General features: G+C 72.6%; 24 protein-coding genes and 1 pseudogene. 11 read left to right on the plus strand and 14 right to left on the minus strand.

Translation table 11 applies throughout. The features are described from left to right. Nucleotides 1–8: 8 nt before the first annotated feature. From proC to EBO15_RS02055, 6 genes are all read right to left on the minus strand, one after another. Nucleotides 9–803 (minus strand): pyrroline-5-carboxylate reductase, encoded by a 795-nt coding sequence (gene proC / locus EBO15_RS02030; RefSeq protein WP_122192542.1) that lies wholly within the window; start codon nucleotides 801–803, stop codon nucleotides 9–11. A gap of 57 nt (nucleotides 804–860) precedes the next feature. Then, nucleotides 861–1,781 carry a proline dehydrogenase family protein gene (locus EBO15_RS02035; protein WP_122192543.1) on the minus strand — a complete coding sequence of 307 codons (921 nt, stop codon included), beginning with the start codon at nucleotides 1,779–1,781 and terminating at the stop codon, nucleotides 861–863. A 186-nt stretch (nucleotides 1,782–1,967) separates the two neighbouring features. Next, on the minus strand, nucleotides 1,968–2,714 hold the full coding sequence (locus tag EBO15_RS02040; RefSeq protein ID WP_233615863.1) for an ABC transporter permease: 747 nt from the start codon (nucleotides 2,712–2,714) through the stop codon (nucleotides 1,968–1,970). A 19-nt stretch (nucleotides 2,715–2,733) separates the two neighbouring features. After that, nucleotides 2,734–3,465, minus strand: a complete 732-nt coding sequence (locus tag EBO15_RS02045) for an ABC transporter ATP-binding protein (protein ID WP_233615864.1) — start codon at nucleotides 3,463–3,465, stop codon at nucleotides 2,734–2,736. 127 nt (nucleotides 3,466–3,592) lie between these two features. Next, nucleotides 3,593–4,285 (minus strand): TetR/AcrR family transcriptional regulator, encoded by a 693-nt coding sequence (locus EBO15_RS02050; RefSeq protein ID WP_122192544.1) that lies wholly within the window; start codon nucleotides 4,283–4,285, stop codon nucleotides 3,593–3,595. After that, nucleotides 4,282–5,166: a sugar phosphate isomerase/epimerase family protein gene (locus EBO15_RS02055; RefSeq protein ID WP_122192545.1), complete on the minus strand. Its 885-nt coding sequence runs from the start codon at nucleotides 5,164–5,166 to the stop codon at nucleotides 4,282–4,284. Before EBO15_RS02055 ends, EBO15_RS02050 begins: the two co-directional genes overlap by 4 nt. A gap of 164 nt (nucleotides 5,167–5,330) precedes the next feature. On the opposite strand from EBO15_RS02055, the gene EBO15_RS02060 reads away from it, so the two are divergent. Beyond that, nucleotides 5,331–6,035: a class I SAM-dependent methyltransferase gene (locus tag EBO15_RS02060; protein WP_122192546.1), complete on the plus strand. Its 705-nt coding sequence runs from the start codon at nucleotides 5,331–5,333 to the stop codon at nucleotides 6,033–6,035. Between the two features lie 77 nt (nucleotides 6,036–6,112). Then, entirely contained in the window at nucleotides 6,113–7,168 is a 1,056-nt protein-coding gene (locus tag EBO15_RS02065; RefSeq protein WP_122192547.1) for an alpha/beta fold hydrolase, read from the plus strand. Between the two features lie 18 nt (nucleotides 7,169–7,186). On the opposite strand, the gene EBO15_RS02070 is transcribed toward EBO15_RS02065, so the two are convergent. After that, nucleotides 7,187–8,065: an SGNH/GDSL hydrolase family protein gene (locus EBO15_RS02070; protein WP_122192548.1), complete on the minus strand. Its 879-nt coding sequence runs from the start codon at nucleotides 8,063–8,065 to the stop codon at nucleotides 7,187–7,189. Nucleotides 8,066–8,245: 180 nt separating this feature from the next. Here EBO15_RS02070 and radA point away from each other — a divergent pair, with 180 nt between their 5' ends. Then, nucleotides 8,246–9,784: a DNA repair protein RadA gene (gene radA, locus EBO15_RS02075; RefSeq protein ID WP_122192549.1), complete on the plus strand. Its 1,539-nt coding sequence runs from the start codon at nucleotides 8,246–8,248 to the stop codon at nucleotides 9,782–9,784. Nucleotides 9,785–9,896: 112 nt separating this feature from the next. After that, complete coding sequence (disA, locus tag EBO15_RS02080; RefSeq protein WP_199744277.1) at nucleotides 9,897–10,979, plus strand: DNA integrity scanning diadenylate cyclase DisA; 1,083 nt, start codon at nucleotides 9,897–9,899, stop codon at nucleotides 10,977–10,979. A 49-nt stretch (nucleotides 10,980–11,028) separates the two neighbouring features. Here disA and EBO15_RS02085 read toward each other — a convergent pair whose 3' ends face one another. Next, nucleotides 11,029–11,727: a B3/B4 domain-containing protein gene (locus EBO15_RS02085; protein WP_122192550.1), complete on the minus strand. Its 699-nt coding sequence runs from the start codon at nucleotides 11,725–11,727 to the stop codon at nucleotides 11,029–11,031. Between the two features lie 110 nt (nucleotides 11,728–11,837). Further along, nucleotides 11,838–12,527, minus strand: coding sequence for a hypothetical protein (locus EBO15_RS02090; RefSeq protein WP_122192551.1), 690 nt, complete (start codon nucleotides 12,525–12,527; stop codon nucleotides 11,838–11,840). Nucleotides 12,528–12,593: 66 nt separating this feature from the next. Here EBO15_RS02090 and EBO15_RS02095 point away from each other — a divergent pair, with 66 nt between their 5' ends. After that, the gene (locus EBO15_RS02095; protein ID WP_199744283.1) at nucleotides 12,594–13,463 is read left to right on the plus strand and encodes an HhH-GPD family protein; all 870 of its coding nucleotides are present in this window, start codon (nucleotides 12,594–12,596) and stop codon (nucleotides 13,461–13,463) included. Nucleotides 13,464–13,545: 82 nt separating this feature from the next. Continuing rightward, entirely contained in the window at nucleotides 13,546–14,421 is an 876-nt protein-coding gene (locus EBO15_RS02100; protein ID WP_122192552.1) for a DNA-3-methyladenine glycosylase family protein, read from the plus strand. Between the two features lie 33 nt (nucleotides 14,422–14,454). On the opposite strand, the gene EBO15_RS02105 is transcribed toward EBO15_RS02100, so the two are convergent. Beyond that, complete coding sequence (locus EBO15_RS02105; RefSeq protein WP_122192553.1) at nucleotides 14,455–15,093, minus strand: TetR/AcrR family transcriptional regulator; 639 nt, start codon at nucleotides 15,091–15,093, stop codon at nucleotides 14,455–14,457. 86 nt (nucleotides 15,094–15,179) lie between these two features. Here EBO15_RS02105 and EBO15_RS02110 point away from each other — a divergent pair, with 86 nt between their 5' ends. From EBO15_RS02110 to EBO15_RS02125, 4 genes are all read left to right on the plus strand, one after another. Beyond that, on the plus strand, nucleotides 15,180–15,578 hold the full coding sequence (locus EBO15_RS02110; protein WP_122192554.1) for a nuclear transport factor 2 family protein: 399 nt from the start codon (nucleotides 15,180–15,182) through the stop codon (nucleotides 15,576–15,578). Beyond that, nucleotides 15,575–15,973, plus strand: coding sequence for a nuclear transport factor 2 family protein (locus EBO15_RS02115; protein ID WP_122192555.1), 399 nt, complete (start codon nucleotides 15,575–15,577; stop codon nucleotides 15,971–15,973). Before EBO15_RS02110 ends, EBO15_RS02115 begins: the two co-directional genes overlap by 4 nt. Before the next feature lie 92 nt (nucleotides 15,974–16,065). Beyond that, nucleotides 16,066–16,743: a DsbA family oxidoreductase gene (locus EBO15_RS02120; protein ID WP_122192556.1), complete on the plus strand. Its 678-nt coding sequence runs from the start codon at nucleotides 16,066–16,068 to the stop codon at nucleotides 16,741–16,743. A gap of 254 nt (nucleotides 16,744–16,997) precedes the next feature. Then, on the plus strand, nucleotides 16,998–17,870 hold the full coding sequence (locus EBO15_RS02125; RefSeq protein WP_122192557.1) for a trypsin-like serine peptidase: 873 nt from the start codon (nucleotides 16,998–17,000) through the stop codon (nucleotides 17,868–17,870). On the opposite strand, the gene EBO15_RS02130 is transcribed toward EBO15_RS02125, so the two are convergent. Then, the gene (locus EBO15_RS02130) at nucleotides 17,828–19,069 is read right to left on the minus strand and encodes an MFS transporter (protein ID WP_122192558.1); all 1,242 of its coding nucleotides are present in this window, start codon (nucleotides 19,067–19,069) and stop codon (nucleotides 17,828–17,830) included. The two genes, EBO15_RS02125 and EBO15_RS02130, sit on opposite strands and share 43 nt — an antisense overlap. 226 nt (nucleotides 19,070–19,295) lie before the next feature. Here EBO15_RS02130 and EBO15_RS02135 point away from each other — a divergent pair, with 226 nt between their 5' ends. Beyond that, nucleotides 19,296–19,643, plus strand: a complete 348-nt coding sequence (locus EBO15_RS02135) for a VOC family protein (RefSeq protein ID WP_122192559.1) — start codon at nucleotides 19,296–19,298, stop codon at nucleotides 19,641–19,643. Between the two features lie 172 nt (nucleotides 19,644–19,815). Here EBO15_RS02135 and EBO15_RS02140 read toward each other — a convergent pair whose 3' ends face one another. The 3 genes and pseudogenes from EBO15_RS02140 to EBO15_RS02150 form a co-directional block, all read right to left on the minus strand. After that, complete coding sequence (locus EBO15_RS02140; protein ID WP_122192560.1) at nucleotides 19,816–20,622, minus strand: hypothetical protein; 807 nt, start codon at nucleotides 20,620–20,622, stop codon at nucleotides 19,816–19,818. Nucleotides 20,623–20,713: 91 nt separating this feature from the next. After that, complete coding sequence (locus EBO15_RS02145; protein WP_147481347.1) at nucleotides 20,714–21,412, minus strand: ArsR family transcriptional regulator; 699 nt, start codon at nucleotides 21,410–21,412, stop codon at nucleotides 20,714–20,716. A gap of 154 nt (nucleotides 21,413–21,566) precedes the next feature. Then, nucleotides 21,567–21,841, minus strand: a pseudogene (locus EBO15_RS02150) (NDP-hexose 4-ketoreductase); the annotation flags it as partial.

Genomic DNA, 21,841 nt, shown 5'->3' on the forward strand with positions numbered 1-21,841 from the left:
CCGGACGGTCAGCCTGCGGCCAGCTCGCGGCCCCGGTTGCGGGCCGCCTCGATCGCCTCGAGGACCGCCGACCGGACGCCGTGCCGCTCCAGCTCGCGGATCGCGGCGATGGTCGTCCCGCCCGGCGAGGTCACGGCCTCGCGCAGCAGCACCGGGTGCTCGCCGGAGTCGCGCAGCATGATCGCCGCGCCGACGGCCGACTGGATCACCATCTCCAGTGCGGCGGCGCGCGGCATGCCGAGCAGGATGCCCGCGTCCACCATGGCCTCGACGAGGTAGTAGAAGTAGGCCGGGCCGCTGCCGGACAGGGCGGTCGCGCCGTCCTGGAGGGACTCGGGGATGCGCAGCACCTTGCCGACCGGGCTGAGCAGCTCCTCGGCGAGCTTGAGGTGGTCCTCCCCCGCGTGCGAGCCGGGCGAGATCACGCTCATCGCCTCGTCCACATGGACGGGCGTGTTCGACATGACCCGGACGACCGGAACGCCCTCGCCCAGCCGCTCCTCGACGTACCCCGTCGTGATGCCCGCGGCCATGGAGATCACCAGCGTCCCGGCCGGGACGTGCGACCCGACCTCGTCCAGCAGGGCGGCCATGTCCTGCGGCTTCACCGCGAGGACCAGGACGTCCGCGGTCGTGGCGGCCTCCCGGTTGGAGACGGTCTCGACGCCGTACCGCTCGCGCAGCAGCGCGGCGCGCTCGGCCCGGCGGGCGGTGGCCCTCAGCTCGCCCGGACCGCGCCCGGCCCGCAGGACGCCGGACAGCAGCGCCTCGCCCATCTTGCCCGCACCGAGAATCGCAATCATTGTGCACACCTAGCCATGGGACGTCGGGGAACGCGTCCCAGCGTAGCGAGCGTCCCGTCAGGACTCGGCCGCCGCCGACCGGAAGAAGAACGCCAGGTTGGACGGCTTCTCGGCGAGCCGCCGCATGAAGTAGGCGTACCACTCGCGGCCGAACGCCGCGTACACCCGGACCTGGGCGCCCTCGCCCGCGAGCCGCCGCTGCTCGTGCGTCCTGACGCCGTACAGCATCTGGTACTCGAACCCGGACGGGTCGCGGTCGTTCAGCGTGGTGAGCGCGCCCGCGATCTCGATCAGCCGCGGATCGTGCGTCGCCAGCATCGGGTAGCCCTGGCCCGCCATCAGCACCCGCATGCACCGGACGTACGACTTGTCGATCTCGACCGGATCGGAGAACGCCACGGACTCCGGCGCGCTGTAGGCCCCCTTGCACAGCCGGACGCGCGACCCCTCGTGCGCCAGCTCGGCGCAGTACTCCTCCGAACGCCGCAGGTAGGACTGGATGGCGACCCCGGTGTCGGGGTACTCGCGGCGCAGCTCGGCGCAGACGCGCAGGGTCGCGTCCACCGTCTCGTACTCCTCGGTGTCGAGCGTGACGGTCGTCCCCGCGTCCCGCGCGGCGGCGCAGATCCGGCGGGCGTTGGCCAGGGCGAGCGCCTCGTCCAGGGCCTGGCCCACGGCGCTGAGCTTGAGCGACACCTCGGCGACGCCCGCGAGCCCCACCTCGCCGAGCCGGACGAGCAGCTCGGCGTAGTCGTCCACGTTGGTGTCGGCCTGGCCGGTGTCCAGGGTGTCCTCGCCCAGCGCGATCAGGCTGACCAGCAGGCCCGCGTCCGCGAGCTCGGCGGTGACGCCCAGCGCGTCGTCGGTCGTCTCGCCCGCGACGAAGCGCCGGACCATCCGGCGGGTGCCGGGCGCGATCTCCACGATCCTTCGCGCGGCGCGGCTGTGCGAGGCGGCCAGCAGGGCCTGACGGAGCACGGGTCTGTCCTTCCGGTGAGCAGGACGGCGGCTCTCCCCGCCCCGCGTCGCCCCAGGTCATACCCACCCACGCGGAACGATCACGGTCTCTTTCCGCGTCTTCCCCGGTCAGGGCCCCGCGCCCGGATCGCGGTGTCGGCCGGTGCGGGCGGTCAGCCGGTACGGACGGTCAGCCGGTACGGACGGTCAGCCGGTGCGGCGGCGGAGGGTCGCCGCGCCGAGCGCCAGGGCCCCGAGGGTGAAGCCCGCGATCACCAGGACGTCCCACAGGAGCGAGGTGGAGAAGGACGCCTCGCGCGACACCCGCTGCATGGCGTCCACCGCGTAGGACAGCGGCAGGACGTCGGAGATCACCCGGAGCCAGGGCGCCATGCTGTCGCGCGGGATCAGCAGCCCGCATAGCAGCACCTGCGGCAGGACGAACGCGGGCATGAACTGGACGGCCTGGAACTCGGTGCGCGCGAACGCGCTGGCGAACAGGCCGAGGGCCATGCCGAGCAGCGCGTCCAGGACGGCGACCAGGACCAGCGACGCGACCGAGCCCGCCAGGTCCAGGCCGAGCCAGGTCAGCGAGATCACCAGGACGACGCCGACCTGCACCAGCGACAGCAGCCCGAACGCGAAGGCGTAGCCGAGCAGGAAGTCCAGCTTCCCGGTGGGCGTGGTCATCAGGCGTTCGAGGGTGCCGCCGGTGCGCTCGCGCAGGGTGCCGACCGAGGCCACCACGAACATGATGACGAACGGGAACAGCCCGAGCAGCATCGGCCCGATCCGGTCGAACAGCGCCCCGGTGTCGAACACGTACCGGAGCAGGATCATCAGCAGGCTCGGCACGCCGACCAGCAGGCCGAGCGTGCGGTGGTCGTGCCTGAGCTGGGCGAGGATGCGCCTGGTGGTGGCGGCGGTGATCGCCGGACTCATGACGGAACTCATCTCTGCCTCGTTCCGGAACTCATGCCGGGCTCTCGGCCCGCTCGTGGATCAGGTGCAGGAACGCCGCGTCGAGGTCGGCCGTCCCGGTGCGCTCGGTGAGCTCGCGCGGCGAGGCGTCCGCGAGGATCTCGCCCTCGCGCATGAGCAGCAGGCGGTCGGTGCGGCCCGCCTCGTCCATGACGTGGCTGGACACGACCAGCGTGGTGCCGCGCGCGGACAGCTCGCGGAACAGGGCCCACAGCTCCTCGCGCAGCACCGGGTCCAGGCCGACGGTCGGCTCGTCCAGGACGAGGAGCTCGGGCTCGCCGAGCAGCGCGGCGGCCAGGTTCGCGCGGTTCAGCTGCCCGCCGGACAGCGTCCCGACCACCTGGTCACGATGATCGCCGAGGCCGACCTCCTCGATGACGCGGTCGGGGTCGGTGCGCGGCGCGCGCAGCACGGCGCCGAAGTACCGCATGTTCTCCCGGACGGTCAGGTCGGCGTAGACGGCCGGGATCTGCGTCGAGTACCCGACCCGGCGCCGCAGTCCCCGGGACCCGGCGGGCTCGCCGAGCACGGTGACCGTCCCCGCCTGGACGATCTGGACGCCGACCAGGCAGCGCATGAGCGTGGTCTTGCCGCAGCCGCTCGGCCCGATGAGGCCGAGGACCGATCCGCGCGGCGCCTCGAACGAGACGTCGCGGAGCACGGGCTTGCCGCCGCGCACGACCCGGAGGCCCGCGACCGCGACGGCCGGCACAAAACTCATCATGTGTTGAATTTACGTCCGCACGGCCCCGCGGTCAAGGACCGCCGGGCACGCCGGAGAGGCCGCGCGCGACGACGTCACCAGCGACGGAGCAGGAGGGGGACCCGGGAGCGGAGGCGCGGGAAGGGGGTCAGGAGGCGCCGATGTAGCGCTGGAGGGTGGGGGCGACCAGATCGACCAGATCGTCCTGGGAGGCGGACGCGAGCGGCTCGACCCGGATCACGTGCCGCATGATCATCATGCCGACCAGCTGCCCGACGGCGGCCTGGAGGCGCAGCAGCGGCACCCCGCGCACGGCGGCCACCCGCTCCAGCAGCGCCGAGGTGACGAACTCGCGCATCAGCGCGGCGGCCCGCTCGTTGGTCATCGCGCTGCGGAGCATGGCCACGATGGGGGCGCGCTTGTCCGGGTCCTCCCAGATCTCTATGAACTCGCGGGCGAAGTGCTCGCCCATCCGCTCCGGAGGGCCGGCCATCACCTTCGGCAGCAGCTCGGCCGGATTCACCGGAAAGCGCATCGCCGCGACGAACACGCCCTCCTTGCTGCCGAAATAGTGGTGCACGAGCGCCGGGTCGACCCCGGCCTCACGGGCGATGGCCCGCAGCGACGCGCCGTCGAAGCCCTTCTCGGCGAACATCGTGCGGGCGGCGGTGAGGATCTGCTCACGCGTGTCGGTCCGTCCGGCGGGACGTCCCGGCGCCCGCCGCCCCGCCCCGGACTCGTCGGCGGGCACGGGCTCGTCGGCGGGCGCGGGCTCGTCGACTGGCGCGGACTCGTCGGCGGGGTCGGAGGCCGCCGACGCGGCCGGGGAGGGGCCGGTCATCGGCCCGTCCGGCGGGAGACCTCGCCGCTGCCGCTGACCTCCCAGGTGCGGTGGGCGGCGGCCAGGTGCAGGCGGGCGAAGGCGAGCGCCTCGGCCAGGTCCTCCATGCGCTCGGCGCGGCTGGACGCGCGGCGCGTGTTGACCTCCAGGACGATCTGCCCGCCGAAGCCGTCCTCGGCGAGCCGCTCCAGGACGGGCCCGCACGGCTGGTTGCCGCGTCCCGGGACGAGGTGCTCGTCCTTGTTGGTGACGCCGAGGCCGTCGGCGAGGTGGACGTGCCGCAGCCGGTCGCCGAGCTGGATCGCCATGCCGAGCGCGTCCGACTTGGACACGGCCGTGTGCGACAGGTCGAGCGTGACGTGCGGATACGGCTGGTCGAGGGGGTTCCAGTCGGGGGCGTAGAGGCCCGCCTCGGCGCCGCGCGCCTTGAGCGGGAACATGTTCTCGACCGCGAAGTGGACGTCGGTCTCGTCCTGCATGCGGGTGATGCCGTCGATGAAGTCGCGGGCGTACTCGCGCTGCCAGCGGAACGGCGGGTGGACGACCACGACGTCCGCGCCGAGCTGCTCGGCGACCTCCTTGGAGCGGACGAGCTTGCCCCACGGCTCCCGCCCCCAGACCCGCTGGGTGAGCAGCAGGCAGGGCGCGTGGATCGACTTGATCGGCACCTGGTGGTAGTCCGAGAGGCGGCGCAGGACGTTGAGGTCCTGCGAGGACGCGTCGGTGGAGACCATGACCTCCACGCCGTCGTACCCGAGCAGGGCGGCGATCTCGAAGGCGCTCGGCACCTTCTCCGGATACACCGACGCGGTGGACAGCGTGATCGGCGCGTCCGGGACGTGGATCGCCGGAGCTGCGCTGCCGTTGTGCTGCGGGGTCAAGGCTCCCTCGCCGTCTGGATTCGCACGGTCACCCGGCCGGCGGGCGACGTCGGCGCCGCCGGGTTGCGTTCGCCGCAAGCCTATGCGCCCACACCCCGCCCTCAACCCCCCGGAGGCACGGGAAGCGCGTTTCCCGACCTCAGCGGTGACTACCCTCTGCTCTCGTGGTCGAGATCGCTCCGGGCGCCGTGCCCAGCCCCAACATCTGGAACTCCCCTTCGGTCTACGAGATCGAGAACCGCGCCGTCGACCCGGACGGCGTGATCGAGTCCGCGATGCGCGGGATCGCCCCCTGGACGGGGCGGACCGTCCTCGATCTCGGCTGCGGCACCGGCTTCCACCTGCCCCGTTTCGCGGCCGAGGCGTCCCGCGTGGTGGGCGTGGAACCGCATGCGGGACTGGCCGCCGCCGCCCGGCGACGCGTCCAGGACCTCCAGAACGTGACCGTCCGCGTAGGCGCCGCCCAGGCGCTCCCCCTCCCGGACGCGTCGATCGACGTCGTGCACGTGCGCTGGGCCTATTTCTTCGGTCCTGGCTGCGAGCCGGGCCTCGCCGAGCTGGACCGGGTCGTCCGGCGGGGCGGGACGGTCTTCATCCTGGACAACGACGCCACCCGCTCCACCTTCGGCGGCTGGTTCCGGCGCGGGCTGCCGTCCTACGACCCGGCCGCCGTCGAGCGCTTCTGGACGCGCCGGGGCTTCCAGCGCGAGCCGCTCATGATCCGCTGGGAGTTCCAGAGCCGCGCCGACCTCGCGGCCGTCCTGCGCATCGAGTTCCCCGAGCGGCTCGCCGCCGCGTTCAAGCGCGGGCACGAGGGCCTGACCGTCGACTACGCGGTCAACCTCTGGTGGCGCACAACTGACTGGTAGGTCACATCCCCTTCCGTCTACTGGACGCGGTGTACAACAATGGGTCCGCCCCGCCGCCCCCGCGACCAGGGAGACCGATGCGCGCCCGCACCACCCTCACCGCGACCGCCGTCGGCGCCGGCTCGGCCGCGCTGCTCGGCGGAGCCGGGATCGCCGCCCAGCGCCGTGGCGTCCGCCGCCTCCGGAACCGTCCCGACCCCCACGCCGCCGAGCCGTTCGGGTCCCTCCGCGGCCGTCCCGCCCCGGTCCGCGCGTCCGACGGCACCCGCCTCTACGCCGAGGTGGACGGCGAGGACCGCACCGACCTCGCGATCGTCTTCTCCCACGGCTGGACCCTCACCCAGGACTCCTGGCACTTCCAGCGCCGCGCCCTGCGCGACCACGGCCGCCTCGTCCTCTGGGACCAGCGCGGCCACGGACGCTCCGACGGCGGCGCCCCCGACGAGTACGGCCTGCCCCGCCTGGCCCACGACCTCGCGGACGTCATCGACCAGACCGTCCCGGCGGGCACCCCGGTCGTCCTCGTCGGCCACTCCCTGGGAGGCATGACCGTCCAGCGCTTCGCCGACGAGTACCCCCACCTCCTCGGCGACCGCGTCGTCGCCGCGGCCCTCTGCAACACCTCGTCCGGCGGCCTCGGGGAGGTCACCCTCGGCCTCCCGGCCCTCGCCGCCGCCCTGGCCCGGCGCACCCTCCCCCGCGCCCTCCGCCTCGCCGGCGCCGGCTCGTCCCTCATCGAGAAGGTCCGCCACCTCGGCCGCGACGGCGTCCTCCTCATCGAGGACCACATCGCCTTCGGCCCGGGCGCGAGCCCCACGGCCGTCGCCTTCGCCGAGCAGATGGCCACCGACACCCGCATGGACGCCGTCCTCGGCTTCCTCCACTCGATGATCACCCACGACGTCATCTCCGAGTGCGCCCACCTCACCGGGATCGAGACCCTCGTCCTCGGCGGCGAACACGACCTCCTCACCCCGGTCGGCCACACCCTCCGCCTGGCCGCCAAGATCCCCACCGCCCGCCTCGAGGTCCTCCCCGACGCCGGCCACATGGCCATGCTCGAACGCCCCGACGCCGTCACCCACCACCTGACCGCCCTCATAACCCGGACCCGCAAGAACCTCGGGATCTGAAGGCCCGCGCGCGACCCGTCAGGTGTTCCGCGCGGCGTTGAAGGCCGAGCGGACCCGGGTGGCGATCTGTTGCATGCCGGCCTGGTTGGGGTGGGCCGGGGCGGCCGTGTGGGTCGGGAGGACGCCTTCCACCCAGCGGGAGCCGGTCGGGGCGCAGACGTCGTGGCCCTCGGTGCCCGAGTAGGTGTCGACGAAGGTCGCGTTGTTGGCGGCGGCCGTCTTCGCGAGCATGGCGTTCATGTGGCGTTCGGTGGTGTTGAGGAAGGAGACGTCGCCCGCGGCGAAGGGGACCTTGGGCCAGCAGCCGGTGGCGTCGGGCAGCAGGCGCGGGTAGCCGACCACCAGGACGCGCGCGTGCGGGGCGCGGGTGTGGATCCGGCGCAGGATGGACGCGACCTTCGGGGCGGTCTTCTTGATGCGCTTGTCGAGGGCGCCGTGGTAGTGGCCGGAGCAGGGAGCGCCCATCGGGGACGTGAGGCTCACGGCGGCGCACCTGATGAGCACCCTGCTGAAGCCGACGTCGTTTCCGCCGATGCCGAGGGTCACCAGGTCGGTGTCACGGTGGACGGAGTCGATCTGCGGCGCGTTGTGACCCGTCGGGGTGACCTGCCGGTGCGTGATGTCGGTGGTCTCGGCGCCCGTGCAGCTCGCGTCGGTGAGTGTGGCGCCCAGGGACGTGGCGACGAGGGACGGGTAGTTGTGGTCCGAGCGCAGGCAGCCGAGCAGGCCGTGCTGCGTCGGGATCAGGGGGCCCGCGACGAACGAGTCGCCGAGCGCCGTGTACCGAAGCCCGGCGGCGGTCGCATGGTCGGCGGCGAGGGCGTGGTCGGCGGCAATGGCGGGCAGAGGTGCGGTGGCGGTGATCGTCAGTGCGAGCGCGGTCGCGAGTGTGCGCATGTCCCCGGGTCCTTTCGCGGCGGAACCGTGAGCCGGCGCTCCCCCGGGCCGGGCTCCCGGACGTCACGGTAGGCCGTTGCGGGCCCGCGGTCATCGGCCGGACACACGAGGTGACCGAAGTCTGACCTGGTCGGGACGGGATCGGGGCGTCTGTCGGTGGCGGGACGTACGCTTTCGCGCATGGCGAAGGCGAAGACGGCGCGGGCGACCTACCACTGCTCCGAGTGCGGGTGGCAGACGTCCAAGTGGGTGGGGCGGTGCGGCGAGTGCCAGGCGTGGGGCACGATCGTCGAGACCGCGTCCGCCACGCCCGCGCGGGTCGTCTCGGCCGGTCCGGTGTCGGCTCCGGCGCGTCCGATCGGGAAGGTGGACGTGCGGTCCGCGCGCACCCGCCCCACCGGGCTGGACGAGCTCGACCGGGTGCTCGGCGGCGGCATCGTGCCGGGGGCCGTGCTGCTGCTGGCGGGCGAGCCCGGCATCGGCAAGTCCACGCTGCTGCTGGAGGTCGCGGCGCTCGCGTCCGCTCCGGCGCTCGCGACCATCCCGCCGCAGGCCCGCACGGGCCAGGGCTCCGCGCAGGATCCGCTGGCCTCCGTCCGCACCGGAGGCGCACCGGACGACGGCGCCGACGACGGCGCGGGCGCCGAGGGGCACGAGCGGAGGCCGGTGCTGTACGTGACCGGCGAGGAGTCGGCCGAGCAGGTCCGGCTGCGGGCCGACCGGGTCGGGGCGATCACCGACGACCTGTACCTGGCCGCCGAGACCGAGCTGTCGGCGGTGCTCGGCCACGTCGACGCGGTCGAGCCGGTGCTGATGGTCGTCGACTCGATCCAGACGATCGGGACGTCCGAGGTGGACGGCGCGCCCGGCGGCGTCACCCAGATCCGCGAGGTCGCCGCCAACCTGATCCGGGTCGCCAAGGAGCGCGGCATCACGGTCGTCCTGGTCGGGCACGTCACCAAGGAGGGCGCGATCGCCGGGCCGCGGCTGCTCGAGCACCTGGTCGACGTCGTCCTGTACTTCGAGGGCGACCGGCACAGCCGCCTGCGCATGATCCGCGCCGTGAAGAACCGGTACGGCCCGACGGACGAGCTGGGCTGCTTCGACCTGTCCGAGGTCGGCCTCGTCGGGCTGCCCGACCCGTCCGGCCTGTTCCTCACCCGGCGCGAGGAGCCGGTGCCCGGCACCTGCGTCACGGTCACGCTCGAGGGGCGGCGCCCGCTGGTCGCGGAGGTGCAGGCCCTGGTCGCCAAGTCGCACCTGCCGTCCCCGCGCCGCGCGCACTCCGGGCTGGACGCGTCGCGCGTCGCGATGGTGCTGGCCGTCCTCGCCCAGCGCTGCAAGATCTCCATGCACGAGCAGGACGTCTACGTCTCCACGGTCGGCGGGGTGCGGCTGTCGGAGACGTCCGTCGACCTCGCGATGGCGCTCGCCGTCGCCGGGTCGACCGTCGAGCAGTCGCTGTCGCCCACGCTGGTCGCGCTCGGCGAGGTCGGGCTCGCGGGCGAGGTGCGGGTGGTCCCCGGCGTCCAGCGGCGGCTGGCCGAGGCGGCGCGGCTCGGGTTCAAGCACGCGGTCGTCCCGCGCGGGTCGCTGGAGCTCGGCGACGGGTCGCCGCTCAGGCGCGCCGACCCGCAGCTCAGCGATTTCGAGGGGATGAAGGTGATGGAGGTGGACAGCCTGACCCAGGCGCTCCAGGTGTCCTTCACGGCCCCCTGACAGCTCCGCCTCACAGCCCGATTCCGTTCGCGTCACGCTTGCGACCAGGGGAGGAGCCGCCCGCCCGCCCCTCTCGGTAAACTGACGCCGGTAAGCGACCTCCGGGGGCCAGGTGCCAGCAATCGACAAGGGTCATGACGAACGCCGCCGCGCCACGCTCGCCGCGGTGGCCCCGGGCACCCAGATCCGGGACGGCCTGGAGCGCATCCTGCGCGGCCACACAGGCGGGCTGATCGTTCTGGGCTACGACGCGCAGGTCAGTGAGATCTGCACCGGCGGCTTCGAGCTGGACGTGGAGTTCTCCGCGACCCGGCTGCGCGAGCTCGCCAAGATGGACGGGGCCATCGTCTTCGACGACGCCCGCGGCCGGATCGTCCGCGCCGCGGTGCACCTGGTGCCCGACTCCACCATTCCGACCGAGGAGTCCGGCACCCGGCACCGCACGGCCGAACGGGTCGCGCGGCAGACCGGCCGTCCGGTGATCTCGGTGAGCCAGTCGATGAACATCATCGCGCTGTACCTGGACGGCGTCCGCTACGTCCTGGAGGACTCGGCGGCCATCCTGTCCAAGGCGAACCAGGCGCTCGCCACGCTCGAACGCTACAAGCTGCGCCTGGACGAGGTGTCCGGCACGCTCTCCGCGCTCGAGATCGAGGACCTGGTCACCGTCCGGGACGTGTCCGCGGTGGTGCAGCGGCTGGAGATGGTCCGCCGGATCGCCGACGAGATCGAGGGCTACGTCGTCGAGCTCGGCACGGACGGGCGGCTGCTGTCGCTCCAGCTCGACGAGCTGGTCTCCGGCGTGGACGTCGACCGCGAGCTGATCGTCCGCGACTACCCGTCCGCCACGGCGCGCGCGGTCGGAGTCGAGACGGTCCTCGCGAACCTCGACGTCCTGTCGGCGAACGAGCTGCTCGACCTGACGACGGTCGCCGAGGTGATGGGCTTCTCCGGCCCGGACGCGCTCGACCTGCCCGTCTCCCCGAAGGGCTACCGGCTGCTGGCGAAGGTGCCGCGGCTGCCGGGCCTGGTCGTGGAACGCCTGGTCGAGCACTTCGGGGGCCTGCAGAAGCTGCTCGCCGCGTCCATCGACGACCTCCAGGCCGTCGGCGGGGTCGGCGAGTCGCGGGCCCGCAGCGTCCGCGAGGGCCTGTCCCGTCTCGCCGAGTCGTCCATCCTCGAACGCTACGTCTGACCGGTTCGTCCCGGCCGCCTCCCAAGCGGCCGGGACGAACGGTCACGGATCAGAAGTCGAGGCGCGGCGCGGCCGCGGTGACGTGCGACGTCGTCGGGGTGACCGGCCAGAGGGCGGCGATCTCGCCGGCGAGCGTCGCGACGAGTTTCGGGACGTCCGACGGCGCCGTCTCGTGCAGGGCCTCGGCCACGATCAGGACGGACCGGGTCGCCGGGCGGACGGCGGACAGCCCGCTCTGCCGGTTCGTCCAGCGGCGCGCGTGCGCGCGGCCCGCCTCGTCCGCGTAGGTGACCTCGCCGGGCGCGGGGTGCTCGGTCTCGCCGCCGAACGTCTCGTACTCCTCCGTGCCGTCCGCCGGGCGGACGGTGAGACCGCCGGTCACGGCCGCGAGGTCGAGCGCGGCGACCGGGATCGCGAACGCCGCCGAGACCGCGTTGCACAGGTCCACGAGCGGGTGGATCGAGGGCAGCGAACCCTCTTTCCGGACGCGCCGCAACAGCGCCTCGGACGCGCACCGGTACTGCGTCGGCTTGAGGCCCATCGCGGCGAACGTCCGCCGCCAGGCCTTGATCTCGGGGAGTTCGGCCTCCTGGCCGGCGTCCGCCAGCCGGGCGAGGGCGGCGGCGGTGTGGTCGCCGACGCGGGCGCTCGCGTCGGCGTCCGGTGTGATGCCGTCCACGACGACGACGGCCCCGGCGACCAGGTCCGGGTGGTCGGCCCAGAGGTTCGGCGCGTGCTGGAAGTACATGGTCCCCCGTCCGGTGTGATGGTCGGGAACCACCCTGCCGCCACGGCGGTCCACTGGACAGGGCCAACCGCGACCCGTTCCAGAGGACCAATCCCCTATGCCGGAGGCCGTCAGCGCAGGTGGAAGACCTGTTTCTGGGGTTTCACATGGTCGGCCTTCAGGGCGGCGACGTACGTGCCGGGCCGGGCCTTGTCGCGTTTGCCCGAGCAGTCGGCGCCGGAGCGCTTGCGGTCCCAGGTCAGAGTGGTCACGTACGGGATGCCGCGCCGGAGCGTCCGCACGGACGACCCGGACCCGCCGTCGCAGACCGACGCCGCCCACACCTTGTCGGCACCGGACGTGATGCGGACGTCGAGGCTGCTCGTCCCGACGTCGTAGCGGCAGGCGTTCTGCCCGGTGTTGACCACGGTGAGCCGGAAGGACGGCCGCTCGTCACGGGCGAAGGTGTCGCCGTCGGAGGCGAAGTTCACCACCACGTCGCGGGCCTCGCAGGCGTCGCCGTCCTTGTGGGCGACGGCCTTGGGCGAAGCACCGCCCTTGGGCGTCCTGGTGACCGTCACGGTCGGGGCCGGGACGGGCACGCCGGGCGTGGCGGACGGCGAGGGCACGGCCGAGCCGACCCCGGCCACGCTCTGCGTCGGCGCCTTCTTCGCGTCGCCTCCCGCGCCGCCGAACGCGCCGCAGGCCCAGGCGGTGAGGCCGACCACGCCCAGCACGCCGGCGAGCGCCATCGCCCGCCGCCGCCAGTACTGGTCGATCCCCCACTCTTCCTCTGGATCACGTTCAGTATCCGCGTCCATGCGGACAGTATGCATATGGGGATCGTCCGGGACGTGGCGACCCGCCGTGCCACAATGCACCTCGTCATGCGGAAGTTCACCGAACCGATCCTGGCCTGGTACGACGCGAACGCCCGGGACCTGCCGTGGCGGGCGCCGGGCGCGACCCCCTGGGGCGTCCTGGTCAGCGAGATCATGTTGCAGCAGACCCCGGTGGTCCGGGTCCTCCCGGTCTGGCACACCTGGCTGGAGCGCTGGCCGACGCCCGCCGCGCTCGCGGCCGAGCCGTCCGGGGAGGCCGTCCGCGCCTGGGGACGGCTCGGCTACCCGCGCCGGGCGCTGCGGCTGCACGCCGCGGCGCAGGCGATCGTCGACCGGCACGGCGGCCGGGTTCCGGACGATCACGAGGCCCTGCTCGACCTGCCCGGCATCGGCTCCTACACGGCCGCGGCCGTCGCGAGCTTCGCCTTCGGGCAGCGGCACGCGGTGCTCGACACCAACGTCCGGCGCGTCCTGGCGAGGATGATCGACGGCGCCGAGTACCCGCCGAAGTCGCAGACCCGCGCCGAGGTCACGACGGCCGAGTCGCTACTGCCACTGGACCCGCCGACCGCGGCCCGCTGGTCGGTGGCGGTCATGGAGCTGGGCGCGCTGGTCTGCACGGCCCGCTCGCCGCGCTGCGTGGACTGCCCCGTCCTGGACCGGTGCGAGTGGCAGGCGCGGGGCCGTCCGGCCTATGACGGCCCGCCGCGCCGCGGCCAGTCCTACGCGGGCACCGACCGGCAGTGCCGGGGCCGCCTGCTCGCCGTCCTGCGCGACGCCCACGGCCCGGTCGGCAAGCCCGCCCTGGACGTGGTCTGGTCGGACGCCGTCCAGCGTGAGCGCGCCCTCGACGGCCTGATCGCCGACGGCCTCGTCGACCCGCTCGACGACGGCCGCTACGCCCTCCCCGGCTGATCCCCTGGGTAGGTCCGGAAGTGTCGGTGCGAGCTTTTAGGATGCACGCAGATCATCTCCGCGCAGCCAAAGAGAGGGCGTCATGATCACGTTCACGCTTCCCGCCGTCCGGCCCTACGACTTCGCGCCGCAGCTGCGCTTCCTGTCCGGGTTCCGCCCGACCGCCGGGCAGCAGCGCGTGGACGGCGGGACGCTGACCCGGGCCCTCCGCGCGGGCGGCCGCACGTTCGCCGTCCGGCTCGCCGCGGACGGCGAGGGCCTGCGCTGCGACCTCCCGTCCGACGGCCCCGCGCCGTCGGACGACGAGATCACGGAGGTCCGCCGCCAGATCACGTCCTGGCTCAGCCTGGACGACGACCTCCACGACTTCTACGAGATCGGCCGCCGCGATCCCGGCTTCGCGCCCGTGATCGACCGCCTGTACGGCTACCACCAGGTGAGATTCCCGACGCCGCTGGAGAACGCCGTCTGGGCGATCCTGTCCCAGCGCACGGCGCTGCCCGTCGCCGCCAAGGAGAAGCAGGCCCTCTCCACCGCGTTCGACAACGTCGTGACCATGGACGACGTCCAGTACCGGGCGTTCCCGGACGTCGAGCAGCTGGCGTCGCTGCCACCGGGACGTATCGCCGAGCTCGTCGGCAACGCCCGCAAGGGCCAGTACCTCGCGGGCACCGTCCGCGCCTGGCTCGACCTGGACGAGGACCACCTGCGCACGGCCCCCTTCGAGGAGGCCAAGGACATCCTGCTGGGCCTCCCCGGCATCGGCCCCTGGTCGGCCACCTTCATCCTGATCAGGGGTTTCGGACGCACGGACGAGGTCCCGGCCGAGAAGCAACTGGTCACCGCCGCGTCCCGCGCCTACGGACGCTCACTCACCCCCGCCGACGTGCGGAAACTCGGCGAACCGTACGGCCCCTGGGCTGGATACTGGGCCCACTACCTCCGCGTCGCCGCCTGACGGCCCGCCGAGGCGGTCCTGGGCATCCGTCACTCAGGATCGATGCTCGCGGAGGCCGTCGAAGACGACGTCGAGGACACGCCCGCGCATGAGGACGTCCAGGTTCCCGGCCGCCTGGGACGTCCCGGACAACAGAGCCATCACCTCCTCCAAGCCGATGTCTGCGCGCACCACCCCGGCCTCCTGCGCGCGCGCCAGAAGGACGCCCAACGCCCCCCGCAGCTCTTGGCGCACCTCGTCGGCACCGGCGTGAGGGTCGACTCCGGCCCCGGCCAGCTCGGCGGAGATGGCGTTCTTGGCGGCGGCCTCCACCACGACGAACTGGAAGAAGTCGAAGAACGCGCGACCCGGATCGGACGACTCCGTCCGCAGCCTCGCCTGCTCGGCGAACCCGGCCAGGATCTCGCCGAGGACGGCCTCCAGCAGCGACTCCTTGGTCGGGAAGTGCCGGAACACCGTGCCGATGCCGACCCCGGCGCGCTTCGCGATCTCCTCCGTGGACGCGCCGGCGCCGAGCCCGGCGAAGACCTCCTGGGCCGCGAGCAGGACCTTCGCGCGATTACGCGCGGCATCCGCCCGCAGCGGCTTGGCGGGCGGCTCAGTGGACAGCCGACTGGACGGCTGAGCGGACGGCTGAGCGGACGGCTTGGCGGGCGTGGGCTCGCTGCCCATCGCACCTCCTCGATTGACAAGCGGAGTAGTGACTCCGTATTTTTGGAATCGGAGTGAACACTCCGATTCTACGACGGGAGCGCAGCATGCCCAGCCCGAGCGAGGTCTTCCTGCGATTGGTCGAGAGCCTGGCCGCCAAGAAGACCGACGACCTGCACCTCCTCTACGCCGAGGACGCGTTCGTCACCCATCCGTTCGCCTATCCGGAGTCCCGGTTCGAGGGGCGTGAGGCGCTGCGCGAGCACTTCGCGCAGGTGCCGGGGATGCCGTTCGAGATGACGGTCCGCGACGTCGTCGTCCACGAGACGGCCGACCCGGAGGTGATCGTCGCCGAGTTCGTCTACGACGGCCGCAACACCGCCACCGGCGTCCGCTTCACCGTCCCGAACATCTTCGTCATGCGGATCCGGGACGGCCTGATCGTCGAGGCGCGCGACTACGCCCACCACCGCGCGTTCGCCGAGGCGCTGGGGAGCCGTTCATGACGCCGCGCGAGGTCTTCGACCGCCTCTACCAGGGCATCTCGGACGGCCGCTGGGACGAGCTGGCCGCCCTCTACGCCGACGACGCGGTGGTCGACCAGCCGTTCCGCATGCCCCCGGCGCCGATCCGTATCGAGGGCCGCGCCGCCCTCGCCGAGCACTTCGCGAGCGCGGGCCAGGGGCCGCTCCGGCTCCGCGTCAAGGACGTGCTCGTCCACGAGACGGCCGACCCGGAGGTGATCGTCGCCGAGTTCACCTACGCCGGTGAGCTGACGACCACGGGCGCCGGGTTCGAGGTCGGCAACATCCAGGTGCTCCACGTCCGGGACGGGCTGATCGTCCGCAGTCGCGACTACCACGATCACGCCGCGCTGGAGCGGGCCCTGGGGGGCGCATGACCCGAACGAGCTTCCGACCGGCGGAAATGCCGCACGGTGACGAGGTGTTGCCCTTGGAGTAGATCTCCTATGCCCACCTGGAGGGCCCCACCGTGCGCGTCGACATCTGGACCGACATCGTCTGCCCCTGGTGCTACATCGGACAGGCGCGTTTCGACGCGGCGCTGGCCGGGTTCGAGCACCGCGACGAGATCGAGGTCGTGCAGCACTCCTACGAGCTCGCCCCGGACCTCTCCCCCGCCGAGACCGGGCCCGTGTTGGAGATGCTGATGGCCAAGTACGGCATGTCGCGCGAGCAGGCCGAGCAGGCAGAGGCCCGGGTCTCCGGGCTCGCGGCGGCCGAGGGCCTGCCCTACACGTCGGACCGTCCGAACGGCAACACCTTCGACGCGCACCGCGTGCTGCACCTCGCGGCCGAGCGCGGGCTCGGCGACGAGCTGCGGCAGGCGCTGTACCGGGCGAACTTCGGCGGCGAGCGCTCCGTCTTCGACGCGGACGCGCTGACCGAGATCGCCACCGGCGCCGGCCTGGACGCCGCCGAGGTCCGCTCCGTCCTGGCCGGTGACGCCTACGGCGACGCCGTCCGCGAGGACGAGCGGACCGCGACCCAGATCGGCGTCCAGGGCGTCCCGTTCTTCGTCCTGGACGGCAAGTACGGGATCAGCGGCGCCCAGGAGACCGCGACCTTCACCGAGGCCCTCACCCAGGTCTGGCAGGAGACCCACCCCCAGCCGCAGGCCACCGCCCAGGGGCAGGACGCGAACGCGTGACCAGGGCCTAGCCCGAGCCCCCGGGGAGGCGTGACAACTGGTGCGATGACGCATGTCCGTGGGTTTGTCAGGCCATGTCACCACCCCTCTGACCAGGCACAACGTAAGGGCCGGGGAAGAGGTAGATCGATTGTGGGGCGGCATTCAGGAAAGTGTCAGGGTCGTCCCAGGACCTCTCCAGAACCAGATAGGCACAATCATCGGGCGGGCACGGGCTGAGATGAATGGGCGGACGACGGTTACTGGAGGGCAGGATGGGGTTGTTCAGGCGGGCACGTGCGGCGCGTGGGACGCATCGGAGCTTCCCCGCGCTGACCGCCGCGGCGGTCGTGGCCGGCCTGGCGGTCGTGTCGTGGCCCCCGGCCGCCGGAGGCGGGGCCGCCGAGGCCGCGCGCAACGCCCAGCCCATCAGTGACACCGTCGCCGGTTCGGTGAAGCCGGCCGACACGTCCAGCGCCGCGTTCAACGGGCTTCCGGCGGTCGGGGCGCTGTTCGGCGTCGACGACAGCGGCAATCTGACCAACCACACCTGCACCGCGAGCGTCGTGGACAGCCCCGGCCGCAACCTGCTGGTCACCGCCGCGCACTGTGTGGGCGGCGGCTCCCGGCGCGGCGACCTCGGCGTCGCGTTCGCGCCGGGCTACCACAACGGCCAGACGCCCTACGGCGTGTGGCGGGCGGTCGCGTTCTACGACCCGCCCGAGTGGGCGTCGTCCGGTGACCCCGACTCCGATGTCGCGTTCCTCCAGGTCACGGGCACGGGCGGCGGCGCCGAGCGGGTCCAGGACGTCGCGGGTGCGATGACCCTGGAGGCCGAGGGCCCGGTCAGCGGCCAGGCCCGCGTGGTGGGGTACCCGACCTCGACCGAGCTCCCGGTGTCGTGCCGGAACCGGGTCGAGCCGTACAGCACGACCCAGCTCCGTTTCGCCTGCGCCGGCTTCCCGAACGGCACCAGCGGCGGCCCGTTCCTGGCCGGTGACGACGAGAAGACCGTCGTCGGCGTGATCGGCGGACACGAGGAGGGTGGCAGCACACCCGACGTGTCCTACTCGGTGACCTTCGGCTCCAAGGTCAAGAACCTCTATCAGACGGCGAGCACGTCCTCCGCGGCCAATCCCGACTCCTGATCCGCCGCGCGTCCGGGCGTCCGGCGCATCACGGCCAGCACCAGGACGGACGACGCCAGCACCGGCAGCGCCGCGAACGCGAAGCACAGGGACAGCGGCACCAGGTCGGTGAGCGCGCCGACGCCCGCCGCCCCGAGGGACGATCCGGCGTTGAACGCGGTGTTCACCCAGGACGCGACGCCCGTGCCGCGCCGCGGCGGCGCCGCGGCCTCGGCGACCAGGTATCCGGTGGTCAGCGCGGGCGCGATGAACAACCCGAAGACCGAGACGATCGCGATCAGCGCGAGGACGCCGGGGGCCAGGCCCGCCGCCGCGAGCGCCACCGCCATCGGGACGGCCATCAGCGGCAGCCGCGTCCCCGGCGCCATCTTCCAGGTCACGGCCCCGTAGACGAGCCCGCCGGCCACCCCGGCCACCGAGATCGCCGCCTCGGCCCAGGCCGCGCCGCCGGCTCCGGCGAACGCGACGGTCAGTAGCGCGAGCCCGCTCTCCGCCGCGCCGAGCGCCGCCATCGCGAGCAGCGTCGGCCAGAGCCGTCCGAGCACACCCCAGGCGCCTGGGTCGGCGCCGTCGATCCGCTCCCCCTCAGCGGGGGTCTCCACCTCGGCGGGACGCGTGATCGTGTTGCGGGTGGTGGTCAGGCCGAACGTCCCCGTGATCACGAGCACGGCGCTGACCAGCACGCCGATGGCCGGGCTCGCCAGGACGACGAACAGCCCGGCCAGCAGCGGCCCCACCGTGAAGATGACCTGCTCGGCGACCGTGTCCAGGCTGTAGGCGCGTTGGAGCATGTCCCGGTCGGGGACCAGACGCGCCCACAGCGCCCGCATCACCGGGCCCAGCGGCGGGGCACAGGCCCCGCCCACTACCGCGACCACGGCCGCCACCGGGGTCGGGGCCCATTGAGCGGCCACCACGAGCCCGACCAGTCCCAGCCCGTACAGGACGGCCATGGGACGGAGCGCCGCACGCGGTCCGAACCGGTCCACCAGTCCGGCACGCCAGGGGGTGAGCAGGCAACTCACACCGCCGAACAGGGCGAGCATCGCCCCCGCACGCGCATACGAGCCGGTCGCCTGGACGAAGGTCAGGGTCAGGGACAGTCCGACGGTTCCATAGGAAAGGCGTCCCAACAGGGCCGCGCCGAAGACCCGGGCAGCACGGGGGGAACGCAGAACAGCGCCATAGGAGGCGAACATGGAAATGTTCCTTCTGCGAACGACGCGTCAGAAAGCGCGCCGTGAATGTGCGAGGACACCGTCTGCCGCCTCGGTCACCCGGACACGGGGACGAGCGGCGAGGTGCTCTCTACGCACACAGAAGGGACATGTCCCTCATGCTGACATCCCACCAAGTTTTGGGCAAGCGACCCGTCACACTCGCGGGCCGCCGCGTGTCAGGGGGGTGAGAGGGAAGGAGAACTCCATGACAGGCGTCAATACGATCATCTACTCGGTTTCGGACGTCCCCGCGGCCAAGGCCCGGATGGACATGCTGCTCGGGGTCGAGCCCTATTCCGACGAGCCCTACTACGTGGGCTACAAGGTCGGCGGCCAGGACATCGGCGTGACTCCGAAGCGGGGTGACGCCTCCGTGAGCGGCCCCGTCTGCTTCTTCGAGGTCGACGACATCAAGAAGGCCGTGCAGGAGCTCGGCGAGTCGGGCGCGTCCGTCGTCGAGGACATCCGCGACGTCGGCAACGGCCGCCTGATCGCCACCCTGAAGGACCCCGACGGCAACCCCCTCGGCGTCCTCCAGGACCCACCGGCCTGACCCGCACCCGCACGTTCAGCCCGGACCCCGGGCGCGACCAGGTCGAGACCCCGCTCAACCGCGGGGCCTCGACCTCGTCACGCGGCCCAGCGCCACTCGGCTCACATCACTCGGCCCACGTCACTCGGGCGACGTCACCCGGGCCGACCGCACGCGGGCCGACGGTGGGCGTTCAGCACCAGACGACCGGATTTCCGGTTCGGGCGGACGCGGCGCAGACGAGTCTCAGCGGCTCCACCGCGTAGTCGAAGTACGCCCCGCCCAGCGGCCGTTCCACGACGTTCAGGCGACGCGGGTACGCGCCGTCCCGTTCGCCGACGGTCGAGGTCAGGTCGAGCGTCGTCTCCTCGCCGTCCTCGGTCGTGAACCGGACGCGGCCCGCGCGGACGCGCTTCTGCGTGCAGCGCAGCGCCCGGAACAGCTCGCGGTCCGAGTCGTCGACGACGAAGAGCCCGCGCTCGTCCACGCCGACGCGGCGCTTGGCGATGCCGTCCCAGACGAACACGCCCCCGTACGCGCGGATGCTCGCGGCCAGGACGGTCCCGGTGTCCTCGTCCAGCAGGACGGTCTCGCGTCCGACGTCGTCGCACGCGCGGAAGGCCTCCAGCTCGTCCAGGGCCTCCTGGGCGCGCTCGGCGGGCAGCTCGCCGCCGTTCCCTTCGGGCAGGTGTTCGCGCAGGACGGGAAACCGCTCCCATCCGGCGGTCTCCATCGCCTGCTTCAGGTACCGGTAGCCGCCCCAGTTGGAGATCCGCTCACTGGCGATCTCCATGTCCTCGTGCGCGCACGCGGCGTGCGTCTTCCATTCCCAGAACGCCGCGCCCAGCGACTCGCCGACCGCGGCCTCGTCCGGGCCGTCGTCCAGGTAGGGGCCGTACTCGTCCGTCCTGACCCGTTCGCGCGGGACGGGCGGCTCGGTGGTGTGACCGTCCTGCCAGCAACGGCACAGCACGAAGGCGTCGAGTCCCATGCCGGTCATGCTTCCGATACGAGAACTGCTCGGTCAACGGATTATCCGCACAACAAAGGGTGAATCGCCCTCCGGTCCCGCTCCCGGAGGGCGTCCCGCGTCACGGCAAAGGAATGCGGAGGACGTGCCCGGAGCGGATCTCGCGCAGGAACGGATCGTCGTCCTCGCGCCAGCGGGCCCGTGAGCGGACGACGGCGTGGACGGGCAGGCCGAGCCGGGCCGCGCACTCCTGCGCGGCGACGAAGGCGGCCTCGCGCGAGACGTCGCCCACCACCAGGACCTCGACCTCACCGGACGGCTCGGACCCGCGGGACGGGTACCCGTCGTCCGCGTAGTGCCCGGCCCAGGCGCCGAAAAGGTGCAGTTCGGCGATGCCGGGCAGCGGCGCGAAGTGCTCGGTCACGACGGCGGACGGCCCGAACCCGAGCATCACCAGGCGCGCCAGCGGCGCGAACATCGGCGAGGACGTGTCGCGCGCGACGAGCCGTCCGGCCGGGGTGCGGCGCAGGCGCAGGATGCCCGCGCGGGCCAGCCGCTCGACCTCACCGGCGACCGTGCCGAGGTCGGTGCGCAGCATGACGGCGAGGTCCAGCATGGTCATCTCGCGCTCGGGGCCAAGCAGCAGCCGGGCGAGCAGTTCGCCCTGCCGCCGCGAGCGGAAGATCGGCAACTGCGGTGGAGCGGGCGTGCGCAGATCGCGCATGAACACCTGCGCGAGATGGGAGTCCACGGGCGGGCGCACCCGCCGCGCGGGCCGCCGCCGGAACTCCGCCGCCGAACCCAGCACATTCGATCGCATGTTCGAAATACTACGAACCGGGTCCGACAGAATCCGTCCCGGGAGTACCGCCCGTCCCTCAAGTGACCACGAGAAAAGCCCGCACCTTCCGGTACGGGCTTTTCTCATGCCTCGCTTTCGCGATCGACTTCACTCACCTCGAAGGTGAGGGACCTCAGTCCTTGTTGAAGTTGACCGCGCCCTCGATCGGCGGCGGGCTGTCCGGCACGCCGTTCGGCTTCGGGACGCCCTTGAAGGTGAACTTCGCGTTCTCACCGGTGCCTTCGACACCGACGAGCACGATCTGTCCGGCCGTCAGTTCGCCGTAGAGGATCTTTTCGGAGAGGTTGTCCTCGATCTCGCGTTGGATGGTGCGGCGCAGGGGCCGGGCGCCCAGGACGGGGTCGTAGCCGCGTTCGGCGAGCAGGTTCTTGGCGGCGGGCTGGAGCT

This window comes from Actinomadura harenae (assembly GCF_003696215.1).
Classification (GTDB): Bacteria; Actinomycetota; Actinomycetes; order Streptosporangiales; family Streptosporangiaceae; genus Spirillospora; species Spirillospora harenae.

Bases quoted from the DNA above. Each gene is read 5' to 3' on its own strand.
- EBO15_RS02090 (WP_122192551.1), bottom strand. From the start codon at position 12,527: ATGGACGCGGATACTGAACGTGATCCAGAGGAAGAGTGGGGGATCGAC.
- EBO15_RS02145 (WP_147481347.1), bottom strand. From the start codon at position 21,412: ATGCGATCGAATGTGCTGGGTTCGGCGGCGGAGTTCCGGCGGCGGCCC.
- proC (WP_122192542.1), bottom strand. From the start codon at position 803: ATGATTGCGATTCTCGGTGCGGGCAAGATGGGCGAGGCGCTGCTGTCC.
- EBO15_RS02100 (WP_122192552.1), top strand. From the start codon at position 13,546: ATGATCACGTTCACGCTTCCCGCCGTCCGGCCCTACGACTTCGCGCCG.
- EBO15_RS02115 (WP_122192555.1), top strand. From the start codon at position 15,575: ATGACGCCGCGCGAGGTCTTCGACCGCCTCTACCAGGGCATCTCGGAC.
- EBO15_RS02135 (WP_122192559.1), top strand. From the start codon at position 19,296: ATGACAGGCGTCAATACGATCATCTACTCGGTTTCGGACGTCCCCGCG.
- EBO15_RS02085 (WP_122192550.1), bottom strand. From the start codon at position 11,727: ATGTACTTCCAGCACGCGCCGAACCTCTGGGCCGACCACCCGGACCTG.
- EBO15_RS02050 (WP_122192544.1), bottom strand. From the start codon at position 4,285: ATGACCGGCCCCTCCCCGGCCGCGTCGGCGGCCTCCGACCCCGCCGAC.
- EBO15_RS02040 (WP_233615863.1), bottom strand. From the start codon at position 2,714: ATGAGTTCCGTCATGAGTCCGGCGATCACCGCCGCCACCACCAGGCGC.
- EBO15_RS02070 (WP_122192548.1), bottom strand. From the start codon at position 8,065: ATGCGCACACTCGCGACCGCGCTCGCACTGACGATCACCGCCACCGCA.
- EBO15_RS02125 (WP_122192557.1), top strand. From the start codon at position 16,998: ATGGGGTTGTTCAGGCGGGCACGTGCGGCGCGTGGGACGCATCGGAGC.
- EBO15_RS02105 (WP_122192553.1), bottom strand. From the start codon at position 15,093: ATGGGCAGCGAGCCCACGCCCGCCAAGCCGTCCGCTCAGCCGTCCGCT.
- radA (WP_122192549.1), top strand. From the start codon at position 8,246: ATGGCGAAGGCGAAGACGGCGCGGGCGACCTACCACTGCTCCGAGTGC.
- EBO15_RS02130 (WP_122192558.1), bottom strand. From the start codon at position 19,069: ATGTTCGCCTCCTATGGCGCTGTTCTGCGTTCCCCCCGTGCTGCCCGG.
- EBO15_RS02140 (WP_122192560.1), bottom strand. From the start codon at position 20,622: ATGACCGGCATGGGACTCGACGCCTTCGTGCTGTGCCGTTGCTGGCAG.
- EBO15_RS02045 (WP_233615864.1), bottom strand. From the start codon at position 3,465: ATGATGAGTTTTGTGCCGGCCGTCGCGGTCGCGGGCCTCCGGGTCGTG.
- EBO15_RS02110 (WP_122192554.1), top strand. From the start codon at position 15,180: ATGCCCAGCCCGAGCGAGGTCTTCCTGCGATTGGTCGAGAGCCTGGCC.
- EBO15_RS02095 (WP_199744283.1), top strand. From the start codon at position 12,594: ATGCGGAAGTTCACCGAACCGATCCTGGCCTGGTACGACGCGAACGCC.
- EBO15_RS02065 (WP_122192547.1), top strand. From the start codon at position 6,113: ATGCGCGCCCGCACCACCCTCACCGCGACCGCCGTCGGCGCCGGCTCG.